This is a genomic window from Leifsonia sp. Leaf336, assembly GCF_001423695.1.
In the GTDB taxonomy this organism is placed as follows: domain Bacteria; phylum Actinomycetota; class Actinomycetes; order Actinomycetales; family Microbacteriaceae; genus Leifsonia.
The window spans coordinates 782,170-799,701 of sequence record NZ_LMOZ01000002.1 but is presented as its reverse complement, the minus strand read 5'-3'; the positions used below and the strand labels follow the sequence as shown (position 1 = coordinate 799,701).

Genomic DNA, 17,532 nt, shown 5'->3' with positions numbered 1-17,532 from the left:
GAAGGGAGGTGCGGACGCCTGCGCTCAGGCGACCCGGTCGGGCTCCGCGCGCGGCACCGAGTCGAGCAGCAGCCGCGTGTACGCGTGCTGCGGGTTCGAGAGCAGGTCGACCGTGCGGCCGCTCTCGACGATCTCGCCGGAGCGCATGACGACGGTCCGCTCGCAGACCGTGCGCACGACGCCGAGGTTGTGGCTGATGAACAGCACGGTCAGGCCGCGATCGCGCCGGATGTCGGATACGACCTCCAGCACCTGCGCCTGCACCGACACGTCGAGCGCGCTCGTCGCCTCGTCCATGACGAGCACGGCGGGCTCGATCGCGAGCGCCCGGGCGATCGCGACGCGCTGCCGCTGACCTCCGGAGAGCGTGCGCGGAAGCGCCTGCGCGTGCGCCTCCACAAGCCCGACCTGGCCGAGCAGGGTGAGCACCTGCGAGCGGGCGTCGGCCGCGCCGAGGCCGGGGTGGTGGAGGCGCAGCGCGTCCTCCACCGCGCGGCCCACGCTCATGCGCGGGTCGAGCGAGAGGTACGGGTCCTGGAACACCATCTGGATGCGGCGCGCGTGCCGGAGGCGGTCGGCGCGCGTGCGCGGCTTCCCGGTCTGCGCTTGGCCGTCGATCGACACCGTGCCGGAGTCCGGCTGCTCGAGGCCGACGATCATGCGGGCGAGGGTCGACTTGCCCGATCCCGACTCCCCGACGACGCCGAGCGCCTCCCCCGCCGGGATCGCGATGGTCGCGCCGGCGACGGCCCGCAGCGGTCCGCGGCCGCGGAGCTGGTAGGTCTTCGCGAGGTCGTGCACGTCGAGCACGGGAGGCCGCACGACGCCGTCGACGACGTGCGATCGCGGCTCGTCGCCGGTGACCTCGATGGTCGGCGTCGCCGCCACCAGCCGCTGCGTGTACGGGTTCTCCGGCTGCCGCAGTACGCGGGAGGCCGTGCCCTTTTCGATGACCTTCCCCTCCCGCATCACGTAGACGCGGTCGCAGAACGCAGCGGCCAGCGTCAGATCGTGGGTGATGAAGAGCATCCCCATCGCGCGCTCCTGCCGCTGTTCGGCCAGCACATCGAGGATCTGCGCCTGCGTCGTGACGTCGAGCGCGGTCGTCGGCTCGTCGCACACCAGCAGCTTCGGCGACCCGGCGAGGGCGCCGGCGATCATCACGCGCTGGAGCATCCCGCCCGAGAACTCGTGCGGGTACTGCCGCAGGTGCTCCTCGGGGTGCGGAAGGTGCACAGCCGCCAGCAGCTCGACAGCGCGTGCCCGGGCCTCCGCGGCCGGTCGCCGCTCGCCGAGACGCAACGCTTCGGTGAGGTGATCGCCGATCGTGCGCATCGGGTTGATGCCCGCGCGCGGGTCCTGGAAGATCATCGCGGCCGTCGAGAGCCGCAGCCGCTTCAGCTCCGCGCGGCTCGCGGTGAGCACGTCCGTGCCGTCGAGCAGCACCGAGCCGGAGGTCGCGGCCCGGTCGGGCAGCAGGCCGAGCACCGTGCGTGCGGTCAGCGACTTGCCCGATCCGGACTCGCCCACCAGCCCGACGGTCTCGCCGTCGGCCACCGCGAGGTCGATGCCGTGCAGCAGTCGACGGCCGGTGCTGTGCTTGGGCGCCGGGAGGTCGAGGGTCAGCCCCGAGATGTCCAGCAAGGTCATACGGGCGTCCTTCCACCGATGCGGTCAGAGAGCTCCTCGCCGATCACGTTCACGGCGACGACCACGATCACCACCGCGACGGCGGGCACGATCGCGGGCAGGAAGTAGCCGCCCGCGATCCCGGCCTGGGCCTCGTTGATCATCGCGCCCCAGTCGGCGACCGGGGCCTGCACGCCGAGTCCGAGGAACGAGAGGCCGGCGAGCTCGGCGAGCACGTAGCCGAAGTTCAGCGTGGACTGGGCGCCCACGGTCGGCGCGACGTTCGGGAGCACCCGGCGCACGGCGATCCACGACCCAGCGAAGCCCTGCACCCGGTACGCCGAGACGTAGGGCCGGGAGCGCTCCGTCGCCACGAGCTGGCGCGTGAGGCGGGCCACGAAGGGCGAGTACGCGATGCTCATCGCGATCACCGGGGCCACCAGTCCCTTGCCGAACAGCGCCACCGCCATGATCGCAATGAGCAGCGAAGGGAAGGCGAACAGCACGTCGAAGACGCGCGCCAGCGTGGCGTCGAGCCAGCCTCCCCGCCAGCCCGCGACGAGCCCGAGCACGATACCCAGCAGCGTGGAGGCGACGACCACCAGCAACGGGCCGAGCAGTGCCGTGCGCGCGCCGAAGATCATCCGGCTCAGGGTGTCGCGGCCGAGGGCGTCGGCCCCCAGCCAGTGCGCGGGGCTCGGGCTCGCGTACACGGCCGAGAAGTCGACGTGGTCGGGGTCGTAGGGCGCGATGAAGGGCGCGAACACGGCCGCGAGGGCGATCACCGCGAGCACGACGATGGCCACCGTGAAGCCGATTCGGGCAGGCCTTCGGACCGTCGAGCGCATCACCTTCAGCGCGAGGGTGGGGGTCGGGGCGCTCATCGGCCGGCCTCCCCCGCCGCCGCCCGCGGGTCGATGAGCGGCTCCAGGAGGTCGACGATCGCGTTCACCACGATGAACGCCGTGACCACCAGCAGCACGATCGCCTGGACGACCGGGAAGTCGAGCCGGTCGACCGACTGCACGAGCAGCGACCCCATCCCGGAGATGCCGAACGCCGACTCCACGATGGAGGTCGCCACGAGCAGTCCCGCGACGAGCATGCCGCTCACCGTCAGGATCGGTCCGATCGCGTTGCGGAACACGTGCCGGCGCACGACCGTCGCGCGCCCGAGCCCGCGGCTGGTCGCGACCTCCACGTGCTCGCGGCCGAGCTGCTCGACCATCGACATGCGGGTCACCTTTCCGATCAGGACCACGAAGACGATCGCCAGCGCGATCGACGGGAGCACCAAGTGGTAGGCCATGTCGAAGAACCCGCTGCCCGAGCCGAAGGCCGGGAACCAGCCCAGCTGCACGGCGAAGAGCGAGATCAGGACGATCGACCCGACGAACGACGGGATGGCTCCCAGCACGGTCAGCAGGGTCAGGGTCGCCCGGTCGGCGATCTTGCCGCGGTTGAGCGCGGCGACCGTTCCGGCGATCAGGCCGACGACGGTGATCATCAACCCCGCCATGACGACGAGCCCGAGGGTCACCGGGAGCCGGTCCCCGATCACCGTGGCCACCGACTGGCGGTACTGCAGCGACCGGCCGAAGTCGCCGTGCAGCATCCCTCCGAGCCAGTTCAGGTACTGCTGCCACGGTGGGAGGTTGAGACCGAACTCCGCGGTGACCTGGGCCACCGCCTCCGGGGACGGCTTGCGCCCCCGGAGGAGGAAGCTCAGCGGGTTCCCCGGAACGAGGAACCGGGAGAAGAAGACCAGGAGCGAGGCGAGGAACAACGTCAGCAGGAGCGAGCCGAGCTTGCCCGCGACCCGCCGCGCCGCCGCGTTACCGCGCACCAATCGTGGCCGCCCACGGGTAGTAGAGGAATGCGACGGACGGCGCGACACCGGTGACCTTCTTGCCGACGAACACGGTCATCGGCCCTTGGTAGAGCGGGAGCCACGGCAGCTGCTGGTTTGCAATCTTCTGCAGCTCGGCCGACTTCTCGGCGCGTGCCTTCGGGTCGGCGACCGCGACCGCCTGGTCGACCAGGGCGTCGAAGCTCGGGTCGGACCAGTCGCCGTAGTTGCTGAACTGGCCGGTGTGAAGCACGCCGTACATCTCCAACGGGTCGGGCGTCGAGAGGTACCAGGAGGTGTAGAACAGGTCGACGCCCTTGCGTGCCGTCGGGTCGGAGAACAGGGTCGTGTACGAGTCGGGCGTCATCGTCTGGATCGTGGCCTTGAGCCCGATCGACTGCGCTGCGGCGGCCGTGGCCTGCGCGACGACGCTGAAGTCGGCTCCCATCGGCGCCGTGCGGATGGTGATCGTCTTGCCGGTGGCGCCGGCCTTCTCGACGAGCTTCTTCGCGGCGGCGACGTCGTATGTGTAGGGGTTCAGGCCGCTGAACGCCGCCTTCTTCGTGGCGTCGGACGCCTGGCCCCACACCGACTCGGTGGTGAGCGCGTTCGTGACCGAGCCGTAGCCCTTGAGGGCGGCATCCACGATCCCCTGCCTGTCCATCGCCATCAGCAGCGCCTTGCGCACGTTCAGGTCGCCGAGCACGCCCTTGAGGTTGCCGACGATCAGGCTGCCGACCGCTGTGTTGAGACCGAAGTAGAGCTTTCCGGCGTCGGAGGAGCTGAGCTTGGCGAACGCCTCGGAGGGAACCATCCAGCCGCCGTCGACCTGGCCGGAGGTCAGAGCGTTCACACGGGCGTTCGGGTCGGTCATGAACAGGATCTTGACCGTGCCGGCCTTGGCCTTCAGCTTCGGGTCCCAGTACTTGTCGTACCGGGTCAGGGTCACCGACTCGCCCGACTTCCAGGAGGTCAGCGCGAACGGTCCCGTGCAGTTGACCAGCCCGGTCGAGTTGCCGTAGTTCTTGCCCTTCGAAGCGAGCGTGGCCGCGGACTCGACGACGCCGGCGGCGCCGCTGATACCGAGGTTGAACTGCGAGTCTGGCTTGGTCAGGGTGACCGTGACCTCCATCGGCCCGGTCTGGTCGATGGATGCGACGTTCTGGTAGACGGAGTACCACGACGAGCCGACCGCGGGGTCGAGGTGGCGGCGCATGGAGGCGACGGCGTCGGCCGCCGTCATCGGAGTGCCGTCGTGGAACGTGACGCCCGGTCGCATCTCGTAGACCCAGGTCGTCGGGGTCGGGTTGGAGTACGACTCGGCGAGCCCCGGCGTGATCGTGTAATCGGGGTTCAGCCGAAGCATCGACTCGCAGACGTTCGACAGCACCTGGTTGTCGGAGTAGTCGAACGCGTACGCGTAGTCGAGCGAATAGGGCTCGGAGTACGAGACCCAGGTGAACGAGTCGATGTCGCCGGAGGGCGCGGGAGTCTGCGCGGTCAGCTGGTACGACGGGTGCGATCCCGTCGACGTGGAGCCGGAGCCGGCCGGAGAGCACGCGGCGAGCGCGAGCACGGAGGCGAGGACGACCGCCGTCGTGAGGACGAGACGGCGTCGGGTGCGGTGTCGAGGCATTTCGTGAATCCTCCTGTGTGGTGCGCTGCGGGTTGGGGGGTGGTCGGCGCTGGGTGGTCAGCGGTGGAGTGGTCAGGCGGTCGCCGGAACGGCGTCGGCGTCGCGCACGTACACCGGCACGCCCCCGACCCAGGTCGAGACGACGGTGCTCTCGTGGATGCGGTCGGCCGGGACGGCGAACGGGTTGGGTTCGATCACGACGAGGTCGGCGCGATAGCCGGGGGCGATGGTCCCGGTGTCGTGGTCGCGGTGGTTCACGTAGGCCGAGCCGGAGGTGTAGGCGGCGAACGCGGTCGCGAGGTCGAGCCGCTGCTGCGCTCCACCGAGCGGTGCGTCGGCCGAACCCGGGGAAACCCGGTTGACGGCGATGTGGATGGCGGCGAGCGGGTCTGCGCTCGACACCGGCCAGTCGCTGCCGGCGGCCAGCCGGGCGCCGGCCCGGTCGAGGTCGCCGAACGGGTACTGCCGGGCCTCCAGGTCGTCGTGGAGGAACGGCAGGGTCAGCTCGTCGAGCTGCGTCTCGTGGCAGGCCCAGAGCGCCTGGAGGTTGGCGATCGCGTCGAGCTCGGGGAAGCGCAGGGCGTCCTCCTCCGACACGACCTGGAGGTGCGCCAGGTGGTGGCGGCCGTCACTCGGTCCGTTGGCTGCGCGGGCGGCCTCCACGGCGTCGAGCGCCTCCTGCACGGCGCGGTCGCCGAGCGCGTGGAAGTGCACCTGGAAGCCGAGCAGGTCGAGCTCGGTGACATAACCGGTGAGGAGGTCGGGGTCGATGAACGACAGGCCCGCGTTGTCCGTCTCGTGGCCGTGCGCGTCGAGATAGGGCGACTTCATCGCCGCGGTGAAGTTCTCGGCGACCCCGTCGACCATGATCTTGACCGTGCCGAGATCGAGACGGTCGTCACCGAGCCGCGCGAACTCGGCGCGGCGCTCGACCATCCCGACGATCTGCTCGGCGCCGGCGTCGCGCACCCACCACTGCGCCCCGCGCACGTGCGCGATGAGGGTGTCCTCCTCCAGTGCGCGGCGGTAGGCGGGGAGGTTCGGGGGCATCGTGGCGACCGTGCCGATCATCGCGTCCTGCCAGCCGGTGATGCCGAGTGCGAGCAGCTCGGACTGCGCCCGGAGCAGGCCGGCGTAGGCGAGCTCGTCGTCGATCTCCGGCTTGACGCCGTCGAACAGGTCTCCGGCGCCCTCGTGGAACGTTCCGGCAGGGAAGCCGTCGGCCTCCCGTTCGATCCGCCCGTCGACCGGGTCGGGCGTGCTCGCGTCGAGCCCGGCGAGCCGGATCGCCGCCGTGCTCGCCCACACGCTGTGGTGGTCGCGGCTGGCGACGAGCACCGGGCGGTCGCCGACCACGGCGTCGAGCAGGCCGCGCGTGGGGGCGCCGCCCGGGAAGTGGTCCATCGACCAGCCGCCGCCGAGGATCCAGCTCTCGGGGTTGGCGGCCGCGTAGGCGGCCACGCGCTCCAGCGTCTCGGCGGCGTCGGCCGACTCGGCCAGCGAGCACTGCAGCAGCTCGACGCCTCCGCCCACCGGGTGGATGTGGGCGTCCTGGAAGCCCGGGCTCACGAGCGCGCCCTCGAGGTCGATCACCTCGGTCGCCGGGCCGCGGTGGGCCTCCACCGACCGCTGCGGCACGAGGCCGAGGATCCGCCCGTCCGCGATCAGCACGGCGTGTGCGGTCACCGGCTGCCCCGCCCCTGTGAAGATCTGGCCTCCGGTCAGGATCACGTCCGCCAGGCCGTCTGCCCGGTTCACTGCTGCGTCGGCCATCGTGCCGATTCCCTTCGTCGTCGAGTGGATCGAGCCGATGCTAGAAGAGATTCAACACCTATGTCAACAGTGCTGACATGACTGTTGGCACCCGCTAAGGTGGATGCCGTGACTGAAGCGATGACGCACGACCACTCGAAGCGCCTCGATCGCGCGACGATCGTGAAGGCGGGGCTCGAGATCGCGTCGAGCCCGCGCACCTCCGCGATCTCGATCCGTGCGCTCGGCAGCGCGCTCGGCGTCGACCCGACCGCCGTCTACCGCCACTTCCGCGGCAAGGACGACCTGATGCGCGCGCTGCTCGACGAGGTGCAGGCCATCGCGCTCGCGCAGATCGCGGAGGTCGATGGCGACTGGCGGGAGCGGCTGCGCGCGCTTTCACACGCGACGCTCGACACCTTCGTGCTCTACCCGGCGATCGCGCTGGAGGCCACGGTGCTCACCACGAACGGCCCGGCCGAGCTCGCGACGATCGAGTTCATCCTGGCCGCGTTCTCAGAGGCCGGCCTCAGCGGCTCCGACCTGGTACGCCACTATGCGCTCCTCGCGTCGTACGTGCTCTCGGAGGCCGCCGGCATCGCGCGCGGCCGCACCACCACCAGCGGCGAAGGCGACGGCGACACCCGGGCGACCAACGCCTGGTTCGAGGGCCCGCTCCTGGTCGACCCGCTCACCCACTCCCACATCGCCTCGGTCGCCGCCGAGCTGCGCGACCTCCGCGACGAGGACATCTACCGCATGGGCGTCGACGCCATCCTCGACTCCGCCGAGCGGGCCGCGACCGCCTGAAGGACGCCCCCTGACGCCGCACGCACCGAGTACGGGTGCCGCGGCGCAGGGGTTGGAGGCTGCGGCACCCGACGTCTGCGACTGTGCGCCCTAGCTGAGCGCGCGCGCCTTCAGGTGGTCGAACTCCTGTTGCGTGATCGTGCCGGAGGCGAGCAGCTGCTGGGCTTTGGCGATCTCGTCGGCCGGGCTCGACGTCGCGACCTCACGGATGTGCGCGTCGACCACCGCCTGCGTGTCCGCGGCCTCCTTCACGCTCCGCTCGGCCATGCCGCGCCCGCGCGCGATGAGGTAGACCAGCGCGGTCAGGAACGGCACGAAGATCAGGAAGATGATCCACACGGCCTTCCACCACCCGTTGAGCTTGCGGTCGCGGAACAGGTCGCCGATGATCGCGAACAGCGCGAACAGGTACGCGATGAAAGCGAAGCACCAGAAGAACCACCAGACGACGCTCCAGAAACTGTTCATGATGATCCTCCCCGTCATGGCCGGCCCACTGCCGGCGACGGGAATGTAACGCACGCGGCGATGCTGTGGCTACACCCGAATTTGACCTCTCCCCAACGACGTCGGGCTCATGCATCCTGTGCCTCGAGGGGAGGTTCGCGATGGGGGCTGAGCTTCACTGGACGAGCCGGTGTCACGGGAAGGGTCGGCCATCCTCCCCGGCGCCGGCCTCCCGGGCACCGGCTCCCGCGTCGGTCGCGCGTGCGCGGAGCGCTCGCTGAGCGGGGCCGGAGGTCGGATGCGGGAGCTCGCGAGGTTCGGCGGTGCGGTCGCGGTGATCGCGCTGGTGGCCTTGGCGACCACCAGCGGCGCCGCGCTCAGCCCGGTGCGCGTGGTCGACGCCGTCGTGGTCGTGGTCGCCGCAGTCGGTGCAACGGCCTGCGCCGTGGTCGCCGACGTGCGGCACGCCCGTGAACGCGATCCGGAGGCGACGGCGCACTCCCCTGGCTAGCGGTGGTGCGCTGTAGTTTGGAGGAATGGCCGACCTTCCCGACGCCCTCCCGTCCGACTACGACCCGGCTCATGTCTTCCGCGTCGTCGCGATGCCCGTCGAGCGCGGTTGGGGTGTCTGGCTGCGCGCCGCCGACGACAGCATCATCCACAGCTTCGGCCTGGGACTGGCTCCGGAGACCCCGTTCCGCCCCGAGGTGCTCGACGTGCTCGGGCCGATCCTGAACCTGCAGTTCCGGCTCGCCTACATGGACGACGGCGCGTGGGACGAGATCGACAACCACTGGTCGGCTGTCGTCTACGAGTACACGCCGCGGTAGGCGCTCAGTCGTCCGGCGTCGAGATCTGCTGGACCAGGTCGCCGTCGCCGTCGGCGAGTGTCCGCGGAACCGTCTCGGCGTAGAGATAGGCGGCCGCCCCGGGCCACGCACTGGCATCGACGAGGCGGTAGACGTCCATCGCCGCAGCCCCCTCGAACGCCGCAGCGGCCCGGATCACTGCGGGAGGCCCCGCGCCGATGACCGGAAGCCGCTTGCTGAAGCTCTCGCTCGCCTCATCGGGAAAGAGGAACACGGCTACGAAGGTTCCCAGCCCTTCTGCCATGATCGGCCCCCGCACGTCGTCGATGCCGCCCGAACGGGGGCCCTGTGGCCGCATGATGCACCTGCGGCTCCGTGCGCGGCAAGACGTCGATCCGCGCCCGCCGGGGGACAATATCGGGCATAGCGGAAGCGGCGCCCGGCGAGGCACAATCCCTCGAGCTCCGCCTGGGCTTCAGCAGGTCGTACTGACCGTTGGGCGCCACGTGTCCAATTGCACCGTGACACGGAGCCCCCCACCGGCCAAGGGTGAAAGCGTGAGGGTTCCGTTATGGGCGCGGACGATGCTCTTGACGATTGCCAGCCCGAGACCCACACCAGACTGATGCGTGCGTATGCGTTCGGCGCCACGCTGGAATGGTTCCGTGAGGGTCGAGACCAATTGCGCTGCGAGCTCGTCACCCGTGTTCTCTACGGTGAGGTGGACGCTTCCTGGACCGAAGGCGGTGTTGACCAGCACGGTGCCGTGCTCAGGCAGATTATGTACGATCGCGTTGTGAACGAGGTTGGTCGTCATCTGCAGGAGAAGCGTGTGCGAGCCGGAGGTCGGCGCGAAATCACCTGATGTCTCGATGGTGACGCCACGCTGCTCCGCAAGCGGAAGGAGCGTTTCGGTGGCCTCTTCGGCGAGCAGGGACAGGTCGACACATTCTGGAGAGAGGTCCTGGCGTTCGCTGCGGCTGAGCAGGAGCAGCGCTTCGATGAGAGCGATGGCGCGGGAGTTGACGACGCCGAGCTTGGCGATGAGTTCGTCGCCGGCGCGATCCGGATCAGTCGCTGCGACCTCGAGCAGAGTTTGCATGATCGCCAGCGGCGTGCGAAGTTCATGCGAGGCGTTGGCTGCGAACCTTCGCTGTTCGGCGACCTGGGCCTCGAGCCGGGCGAGCATCGCGTCGAAGCTGTCGGCGAGTTCGCGGAACTCATCGTTTCGGCCCTCCATCTCGATTCGGTACGAGAGGGAGCCGTTAGCGGCCTGGTGAGTTGCTTCAGTGATGAGCGTCATGGGCCGGAGCATGCGGCCCGCGAGGAACCAGCCACCCACGACCCCGAAGATCAAGAGGAACATCAGCGCCAACCCTGCTGCTGGGGCGAACGCGCGCACGAGGTCCTCGCGGTTGGGGACGAATCCACCGGCGACGGGGAACGTACCAGCGGGTACGTAGCGCAGCAGGAACAACCACACGACCGCGAACAGCAGTGCGCCGGCCACCATGAGGAACCCGGCGTAACTGAGGGTGAGTTTGAGGCGGACGCTCAGCCCGGGCCTCCTATGTGGGATCGGGCTCTTCATCATCTGGATTCGTCCCAACGTCAATGCGGTAGCCCACCCCGGGCACCGTCGAAATCAGCCAAGGTTGACCAAGCCGTTTCCGGAGCGCCGAAACGGTGATGCGAACGGCGTTCGTAAATGGATCCGCATTCTCATCCCACGCCCGTTCAAGCAAAGCCTCAGCGCTGATCACGCCACCCTCGGCGCCGACAAGCACCTCGAGAACAGCGAATTGCTTGCGGGTCAACGCGACATAGCGACCGTCTCGGTAGACCTCACGACGAAACGGATCCAGCCGCAGGCCGGCGATCTCGAGAACCGGGGGTCTACTATTGGCGCGGCGGCGATGAAGCGCCCTCAGTCTGAGCACGAGCTCCCGCAGTTCGAAAGGCTTCGTGAGGTAGTCGTCAGCCCCCAGCTCGAACCCTGAGGCCTTGTCATCGAGTCGATCCGCGGCGGTCAGCATCAGGATCGGCATGCCACTGCCGGATGCGACGATTCGCTGCGCGATCTCGTCCCCGGACGGCGCGGGTATGTCACGATCCAAAACGGCCAGATCGTAATCGTTGATTCTCAACAACTCCAATGCGGCGTTGCCGTCACCGGCGATATCGGCTGCAATCGCTTCTAGCCGCAATCCGCTCCGAATGGCCTCTGCCATGTACGGTTCATCCTCGACGATCAACACTCGCATAACTTGATCGTAGAAGCCCGCTCATATCGTCGGCATTTCAAAAACCTCATACGGGCCCACAACACCCGGCCGGATTAGCTGGCATCATGACTCGAACACTGAACCTACCGAAAGGGGTGCGCAAAGCAGCCGGCCCTATGGCCGTCGCCGCCCTCTTTCTCGTCATGATGACCGGCTGCTCGGCCTCGACGTCGGCCGCGCATGTCATGCCCGTGACCGGCACCACGCAGGCGGCTGATGTCAACACGGGCAAACAGCTCGCGTATGCACAGGTGCATTGGAAGGACTACAACACCGCCGAATACGGTGACCTCAACCCCGTCGGCGGCGACTGCGCCAATTTCGTCAGCCAGACACTTGTCGCCCGCGGCTGGAAGATGAATGCCCAGTGGTACAACCACAATGCGGGCGCCAGCTGGAGCCCGGCATGGGGTTACGTCCCCGCCATGGAGGACTATCTCGAAGCCAACGCCGCCCGGCTCGGCATCACTCGCTACCCGCTGAAACAGCGCGACAAAGTCCAGGTCGGCGACATCGTGATGTTCGACTGGGACGACAACGACTCCCTCGACCACGTCCAGATCGTCTCGGCCGTCGAAAAGGTCGGCTCCACGATCAAGGTCAAAATGGTCGGTCACAACGTGGACACCAATCTCCGAGACCTCGACACCACGATCACAGTCGATCATCCCGGCGCTGTCGGCCACTTCTGGGAGCTGACCAAATGATCCGCAAACCCAACACCGCGAGCCGAGTCATCGCCACCCTCGCTGGGCTCGCGCTCACCGTCTCCCTGACGGGCTGTGCCGCTGCATCCCAGTTTGTCGAGACGGTCCGAACCGCGACGAGCACAGCCGGACTGACGGGCGCCGACGGCTATATCCCCGCAGGGGACTCCCTCCCTCTGACCAGCGACAAGCCCGCCGTCACCAAGCTGGACCCGGCGCTGCTTTCGGCCCTCCGATCCGCTGACAGCGCGGCGAAGGATGAGCGCGGCATAACGATCACGATTACTGACGGTTGGCGATCGGCGCGCTACCAGGATTTCCTCTTCGAGCAGGCCGTCCAGAAGTACGGTAGCGAAGAGGAAGCCTCGAAGTGGGTGAGACGAAGCACCGACTCCGCCCACGTCACCGGACACGCGGTGGACGTCGCAACGGCCGACGCGATGGACTTCCTGAATCGTTTCGGCTCACGCTGGGGCATATGCCAGGTGTACGCGAACGAAATCTGGCATTTCGAGATGCGCACCACCCCAGGCGGCACCTGCCCACCAATGGCCGCCGACGGTCGCGGCTGACGATCGCGCCACTCTTTCAAAGGGACGAACACGCATGACAGAATCCACCGTCGACCCCGGATCTGTTGACCTTCCGCCCACACGGACGGTCGACATCACCCACGTTCTCACGTCGATAGCAGCAGATATCACGTCGCGCGTACCGGCCGAAAGGGCTCCGGCCATGCCGGCTTGTGACGATTCTCCTGCGACCGACGGCTCCGCGTTGTCAGCCGAAGTAGAGGGCGAAGTTTGAGCAATCTCCGGAGCGAGTATGGAGAGCCATGTGCTGGCGTCGGCCATGTGCTCGGGCGCCGAACGGTACATTTCACTTGTTCACGTCGGCCTTGCCGACGGAGGCCTGAGCCCTTTCTAACAACCAGCGCGTCGAACCGTCGGACCACACGACCGGATCACTACGGGTGCCGTCATCCGACGTAGCACAGCTCAGGATGCCGGCGAGAGAGCCGGCACATCGATACCCCGCCGACGCCGGAGAGTGTGAGCCGCGGTCTACGGTGTCCAATAGATGTCGGTAACCATCCGTATCTAAAATAACTTGTATATGAGCGGCTATGCTGACCTCACACGCGGGACGAACGACACAGACGGCGAGTTTGCAACGATGACCATTCGGGTTGGAATCGTGGAGGATCATCCCGCCATGATGCTCGGCACGATCGCGATCGTGAACGCCCAGTCAGACTTGCGCGTTGTCGCGGCGGCCAACAGCATCCGTCAGGTGCTGACGCTACGAGAGCTCCCCGACGTCGTGCTGCTCGACCTCTCGCTGAGCGATGACTCGAATCCCTTCGCGAACACACGGCTGTTAGCAGCGGGCGGCGCGCGCGTACTGGCGTACACCTCGGGTGATCGTCCTGAGCTGGTCCGCGATGCCGCGCGAGCGGGGGCGGTGGGGATGATCCGTAAGACGGAGCAGATCAGTGCGATCGTCGACGCTGTTCGGTCCGCGGGGCGGGGCGAGGTGGTGGCCGGCCCCGAGTGGGCGGCGGCACTGGAGGGCGACCAGCGCCTCGCCGATGCCAGGCTCACTCCTCGCGAGTCCGAGGTCTTGGCGTTGTACGCGTCAGGGGCCACGGCGGATCATGTGGCAGAGATGCTGTATCTGTCCCGCGACACCGTGACAGAACACATCAGCAACATTCGCAAGAAGTATCTAGCCGTGGACCGGTCCGCGCCTACCAAGGTCGACCTGTTCCGCCGCGCCGTCGAGGACGGTTTGGTCGACTCTCAGTGAACCGTCTGCAGCCCGCCGACCCGTGGGCGATCGAGCGCCTGCTCGGGTGGGTGCTTGCGCTCGGCGGGCTGGTGCTGACGCTCGCCGCCGGCGATCGCGTCCTGCGAACGACGGACGAGTTCGCGCTGTGGTGGTCGGCGCTCGCGTTCGCGGCCGTCGGTCTCATCGCAGCGATCGCGGTGGGGGGCCGCGTGTTTCCTCTGCGTGTCGTGTACGCCCTCGGTGTCTCGGCCGTCGTCGCCACGATCCTTGCCCAGGCGACGGTGTTCCTCGGATACAACGGTGGGCATCCCGACGTGCTGCGGCCGTGGATCTGGGCGCTGGAGCCGATCATGATGTGCTTCGTGGCGCTGATCACGCCGTTGCCGGTCACCATCGGATATGTCGTGCTCAGCACGCTTGCTCCGGCGCTCTCCGGTCTCCTCTTCCTCGGGCGCGTGCCGCACGAGGTGCTGCTGCAGACCCCGATCCACCTCGGCAATGCAGCCTTCGTCGCGATCCTGGTCGGAATCCGGTCTCGGCTTCGCGACCGCGAACGGATCGAGCGGGAAGGCCGTCGCAGCGTCGAGCGCCGGGCACTGTCTCAGGCGCGAGCCAAGCGACGGGACGAACTCTCCCACCTGGTGCACGACGATGTTCTCTCGACTCTGGTCGCGGCTACTCGTCTGCCAGGGAAGCCGATCACAGAGTTGCGAGAGGCTGCAGAGGTCGCGTTGCGTGTGCTTGGTGCTGCTGCCATCGCGGACCCCGAAGACGGCGCCGAGGAGGACGTGCGCGACGCCCGCGAGCGGCTCGTCACGATCGCGTCGCGGTGGATTCAGCCGGCTGACGTCCGCATCGACGCCGTGACCGGGCGCCTCCCCATGGTCGTGGTTTCCGAGGCGGGTCGAGCGATGGCGGAGGCGCTGCGCAACTCGGTTCTGCACGCCGATGGAGCGACGACTCGACGGGTCACGGGAGTGATCGGAGCCAAAGTGCTGCGCCTGGTCGTCACCGACGACGGCTCCGGCTTCGATGTCGATGCGGTGCCGGCGGAACGGCTGGGCGTGAGGGGCAGCATTCTCGGGCGCATGCGGGATCTGCCTGGTGGGTCTGCGACGATCCACTCTGATGCATCTGGCACACGGGTCGCGCTGGAGTGGCTCTCGTGAGCGCCGCGCCGGCGAGGACGGCCAGCGCCGGACTCGCAACCACGGGCGCCAGGGTCGCGCTGATCGTGGTCTGGGTGACGGGCGTCGTGCAAGCCATACTCGCTGGCTTGCTCCGCGACTCGGGGGGTGCGATCGGGGTCGTCGGCTTCCTGCTGCCCCTCGCCGGAGCGGTGCTGGTCACGTGGCACGTGCCCGGGCCGCTGCCACGGAGGCGCGCGCTGATCGTGCTCGCTGGCCTGCTCGTGGGGGCGATGTCCCTGCTCCCGTTCCTCGAGGTCGCAGACCGCAGCGCCAGCGAGATCTGGCTTTTCAACGTGAACTCGTATCTGGCGGCCCTCCTGATCATGCGCGGCAATGTCGTGATCGGCACGATCGGAACCGTCGCCGTCGTCGCGTTCGCGCTGGCCCGGGGTGTGATCAGCAGGCAGCTCGGCGTGGATCTCGCCGAGCTGGTCCTCCCCGCCGTCAGCGGCGCGGTCGTGGGCGCGACCTGGCGCTTCGTCCTCGCCGCGGTGGTCCGTCGCGAGCATGCCGCTCGTGAGCGAGCGGCACTGGCGGATGCAGAGGCCCGTGCCGCGGAAGACGCGGCACGCACATCCCGCGCCGAGCTCGCGGAGATCCTGCGGATCGCCCGGCCATCCCTGAGCGATCTCGCCGCCGGTCGAACGATCGACGAAGATTTCGTCCAGCAGCTCACTGTCGCCGAGGGTGGGATTCGGGACCGCATCCGGGCTGCAGAGCTCGCCCATCCCGTGCTGGTGTATGCCGTGGACACCGCGCGCCGTGGCGGCGCACGAGTCCTGATGCTCGGCGGAGAAGACCCGTCCGGAGCGGTTGTCTCCGACACCCTCGCCGAGGCCCTCGCCCAACTGGTGGCACAGGCGGTCGACATCACCATCCACGCACGACGAAGCGGTGTCGTCTCTGTGCTCATGCGTCCGGCGGGAGGTCCCGCGGTGCGGGTGCTCCTCGACGCGGAAGGTCAGCCTGCGAACGGCCAGATCAGCGGCACGTAGAACACCGCCACCAGGAAGTACAGCGCCATCATCGGCAAGCCGAGTCTGGCGTAGTCGCCGAACCGATAGGCTCCCGGCTCCATCACCATCAGGTTCGCCGGCGTCGCGACAGGGGTGAGGAACGCTGCGGCACCCGCGATGGTGAGACCCATCAGGAACGGCAGCACGGATTGATGTGTGGCGTCGGCCAGGGCGACGGCGACCGGCGCGACGATCAGCACCGTCGCCGTGTTGCTGATCAGCTGCCCGAGAACCAGAGTGATCAGCACGATGACCGCCAGAGCAGCGTATGGACCGGCGTCACCGAGCAGCGAGCTCAACGCATCCGCGATCGCCGTCGCCGCACCGGTCGTCTGGAACGCCGTGGCCATCGGGATCATCCCCGCAACCAGGATGACCGTCGTCCACGAGATTGATCGGTATGCGCGCGCGACGGAGACCACCTTGGTGAGCACGAGCGCCACGGCGGCCAGCATCCCTGCGACGGCGGCGGGGACGATCCCCGTCGCGAGGAGCACGATCATCACGAACAGGATCACGGCGGCGCGCTTGGCCCCGGCGCCGAGCGGCAGAGCGCGGCGGAGCGCGGCGGGATCGTCGACGACAAGCACCTCGCCGCTGCCGCTGGTGTGTTTGTGGAGGTCGTCCCAGGTCCCATCGAGCAACAGCGCGTCGCCCGCCCGCAGGACAGTGCCTCTTTCGGCGAGCGGCTCCCCCGCGCGGTTCACGCCGAGGATCATCAGGTCTCCGCTCGGGGTGCACATTCCGGCAAACACATGCAGTCCGATCAAGCGGGACCGCGGCGGCACGACGACTTCGGCGATCCCCCGTCCTGCAGTCATCATCGCGCGATCGGATGCGACCTCATAATCTGCCCGGAGTGTCGCGGCGAGCTGTTCCACGTCGATCGGCGCCGAGGCGGCTGTGCGGTGCGGCAAGAGGCGCGATCCGAACAGGACGATGATCGCCAGCGTGCCGACCAGCAACGGCAGACCGGCCAGTGCGAATTCGAAGAAGCCGAACTGCCGTCCGCCCGAGTCGGCGGAGAGTTCGGACACGATGATGTTCACCGGCGTGCCGGTGAGGGCGAGCATGGATCCCGCGTGCGCCGAGAACGCGAGGGGGATGAGCATCTGGGAGGGGGCGATCTTCGCTCGTGCCGCCACGACGACCACGAGGGGCAGGAGGGCGGCGACGGAGCCGTTCACACTGATCACCGCGGTCACCACCGCGACGAGGACACCGATCGTCAGGAGTAGCGGCGCGCGTCGTACGCCGGCACGACTGATCACCTGCTGCCCCGCCCAGGCCACGATGCCCGTCGATTCGAGTGCTTCGCTCACCACGAACAGCGAGGCGATGAACAGCACCGTCGGGTCACCGAACCCGGCCAGCGCCTGCGCGAGGTCCAAGACGCCGGTCAGATAGAGCGCGAGCGAGACGCCGATCGCGACAGCGCCGAGGGGAATCCGGTTCGAGACGAAGGCCACCACTGCGACGAAAAGGATGACGAGGGTGGTGACGATCGGATCCATTGCCCTGACACTAGGGCGGCTCACCCCCGCGTCACACCCCTATGTCTGGGGGGTTATCTTGCAGGACGGACTCGCGAATCGGAATCATGGAATCGGT

General features: G+C 68.2%; 18 protein-coding genes. 8 read left to right on the top strand and 10 right to left on the bottom strand.

All coding sequences use genetic code 11. The annotated features are described in order from the left end of the window. Positions 1–24 precede the first annotated feature (24 nt). From ASF88_RS12630 to ASF88_RS12610, 5 genes are all read right to left on the bottom strand, one after another. A complete protein-coding gene (locus tag ASF88_RS12630; protein ID WP_055918865.1) occupies positions 25–1,650 on the bottom strand; it encodes a dipeptide ABC transporter ATP-binding protein in 1,626 nt (541 codons plus the stop codon). Further along, positions 1,647–2,513: an ABC transporter permease gene (locus ASF88_RS12625; RefSeq protein ID WP_055918862.1), complete on the bottom strand. Its 867-nt coding sequence runs from the start codon at positions 2,511–2,513 to the stop codon at positions 1,647–1,649. Before ASF88_RS12625 ends, ASF88_RS12630 begins: the two co-directional genes overlap by 4 nt. Then, positions 2,510–3,475, bottom strand: a complete 966-nt coding sequence (locus tag ASF88_RS12620; protein WP_200935277.1) for an ABC transporter permease — start codon at positions 3,473–3,475, stop codon at positions 2,510–2,512. The genes ASF88_RS12625 and ASF88_RS12620 overlap by 4 nt, the downstream gene beginning before the upstream one ends. Continuing rightward, positions 3,465–5,114 (bottom strand): ABC transporter substrate-binding protein, encoded by a 1,650-nt coding sequence (locus ASF88_RS12615; protein ID WP_055918856.1) that lies wholly within the window; start codon positions 5,112–5,114, stop codon positions 3,465–3,467. The genes ASF88_RS12620 and ASF88_RS12615 overlap by 11 nt, the downstream gene beginning before the upstream one ends. A 72-nt stretch (positions 5,115–5,186) precedes the next feature. After that, positions 5,187–6,887, bottom strand: a complete 1,701-nt coding sequence (locus tag ASF88_RS12610; protein WP_055918853.1) for an amidohydrolase — start codon at positions 6,885–6,887, stop codon at positions 5,187–5,189. Between the two features lie 108 nt (positions 6,888–6,995). On the opposite strand from ASF88_RS12610, the gene ASF88_RS12605 reads away from it, so the two are divergent. Further along, positions 6,996–7,676, top strand: a complete 681-nt coding sequence (locus ASF88_RS12605; protein WP_235493434.1) for a TetR/AcrR family transcriptional regulator — start codon at positions 6,996–6,998, stop codon at positions 7,674–7,676. Between the two features lie 90 nt (positions 7,677–7,766). Here the strand turns inward: ASF88_RS12605 and ASF88_RS12600 are convergent, their stop codons facing one another. Beyond that, the gene (locus tag ASF88_RS12600; RefSeq protein WP_055918847.1) at positions 7,767–8,144 is read right to left on the bottom strand and encodes an SHOCT domain-containing protein; all 378 of its coding nucleotides are present in this window, start codon (positions 8,142–8,144) and stop codon (positions 7,767–7,769) included. 169 nt (positions 8,145–8,313) lie between these two features. On the opposite strand from ASF88_RS12600, the gene ASF88_RS12595 reads away from it, so the two are divergent. Beyond that, positions 8,314–8,634: a hypothetical protein gene (locus ASF88_RS12595; protein ID WP_055918844.1), complete on the top strand. Its 321-nt coding sequence runs from the start codon at positions 8,314–8,316 to the stop codon at positions 8,632–8,634. A 25-nt stretch (positions 8,635–8,659) separates the two neighbouring features. Beyond that, positions 8,660–8,953, top strand: coding sequence for a hypothetical protein (locus tag ASF88_RS12590; RefSeq protein ID WP_055918841.1), 294 nt, complete (start codon positions 8,660–8,662; stop codon positions 8,951–8,953). Between the two features lie 4 nt (positions 8,954–8,957). Here ASF88_RS12590 and ASF88_RS12585 read toward each other — a convergent pair whose 3' ends face one another. From ASF88_RS12585 to ASF88_RS12575, 3 genes are all read right to left on the bottom strand, one after another. Further along, positions 8,958–9,290, bottom strand: coding sequence for a hypothetical protein (locus ASF88_RS12585; RefSeq protein WP_235493433.1), 333 nt, complete (start codon positions 9,288–9,290; stop codon positions 8,958–8,960). Between the two features lie 117 nt (positions 9,291–9,407). Continuing rightward, positions 9,408–10,526 carry a sensor histidine kinase gene (locus ASF88_RS12580; RefSeq protein WP_327063244.1) on the bottom strand — a complete coding sequence of 373 codons (1,119 nt, stop codon included), beginning with the start codon at positions 10,524–10,526 and terminating at the stop codon, positions 9,408–9,410. Continuing rightward, positions 10,501–11,196: a response regulator transcription factor gene (locus tag ASF88_RS12575; protein ID WP_055918837.1), complete on the bottom strand. Its 696-nt coding sequence runs from the start codon at positions 11,194–11,196 to the stop codon at positions 10,501–10,503. The genes ASF88_RS12580 and ASF88_RS12575 overlap by 26 nt, the downstream gene beginning before the upstream one ends. A 137-nt stretch (positions 11,197–11,333) precedes the next feature. Here ASF88_RS12575 and ASF88_RS12570 point away from each other — a divergent pair, with 137 nt between their 5' ends. The 5 genes from ASF88_RS12570 (at position 11,334) to ASF88_RS12550 (ending at position 15,900) form a co-directional block, all read left to right on the top strand. After that, a complete protein-coding gene (locus tag ASF88_RS12570; protein ID WP_235493432.1) occupies positions 11,334–11,924 on the top strand; it encodes an amidase domain-containing protein in 591 nt (196 codons plus the stop codon). Beyond that, positions 11,921–12,496, top strand: coding sequence for a M15 family metallopeptidase (locus ASF88_RS12565; RefSeq protein ID WP_055918834.1), 576 nt, complete (start codon positions 11,921–11,923; stop codon positions 12,494–12,496). The genes ASF88_RS12570 and ASF88_RS12565 overlap by 4 nt, the downstream gene beginning before the upstream one ends. Positions 12,497–13,040: 544 nt before the next feature. Further along, entirely contained in the window at positions 13,041–13,733 is a 693-nt protein-coding gene (locus ASF88_RS12560) for a response regulator transcription factor (RefSeq protein ID WP_055918831.1), read from the top strand. Beyond that, positions 13,730–14,884, top strand: coding sequence for a sensor histidine kinase (locus tag ASF88_RS12555; protein ID WP_055918828.1), 1,155 nt, complete (start codon positions 13,730–13,732; stop codon positions 14,882–14,884). The genes ASF88_RS12560 and ASF88_RS12555 overlap by 4 nt, the downstream gene beginning before the upstream one ends. Beyond that, positions 14,881–15,900, top strand: coding sequence for a hypothetical protein (locus ASF88_RS12550; RefSeq protein ID WP_055918825.1), 1,020 nt, complete (start codon positions 14,881–14,883; stop codon positions 15,898–15,900). The genes ASF88_RS12555 and ASF88_RS12550 overlap by 4 nt, the downstream gene beginning before the upstream one ends. On the opposite strand, the gene ASF88_RS12545 is transcribed toward ASF88_RS12550, so the two are convergent. Beyond that, positions 15,867–17,435 carry an SLC13 family permease gene (locus ASF88_RS12545; protein WP_055918822.1) on the bottom strand — a complete coding sequence of 523 codons (1,569 nt, stop codon included), beginning with the start codon at positions 17,433–17,435 and terminating at the stop codon, positions 15,867–15,869. The genes ASF88_RS12550 and ASF88_RS12545 overlap by 34 nt on opposite strands. Positions 17,436–17,532: the final 97 nt, after the last annotated feature.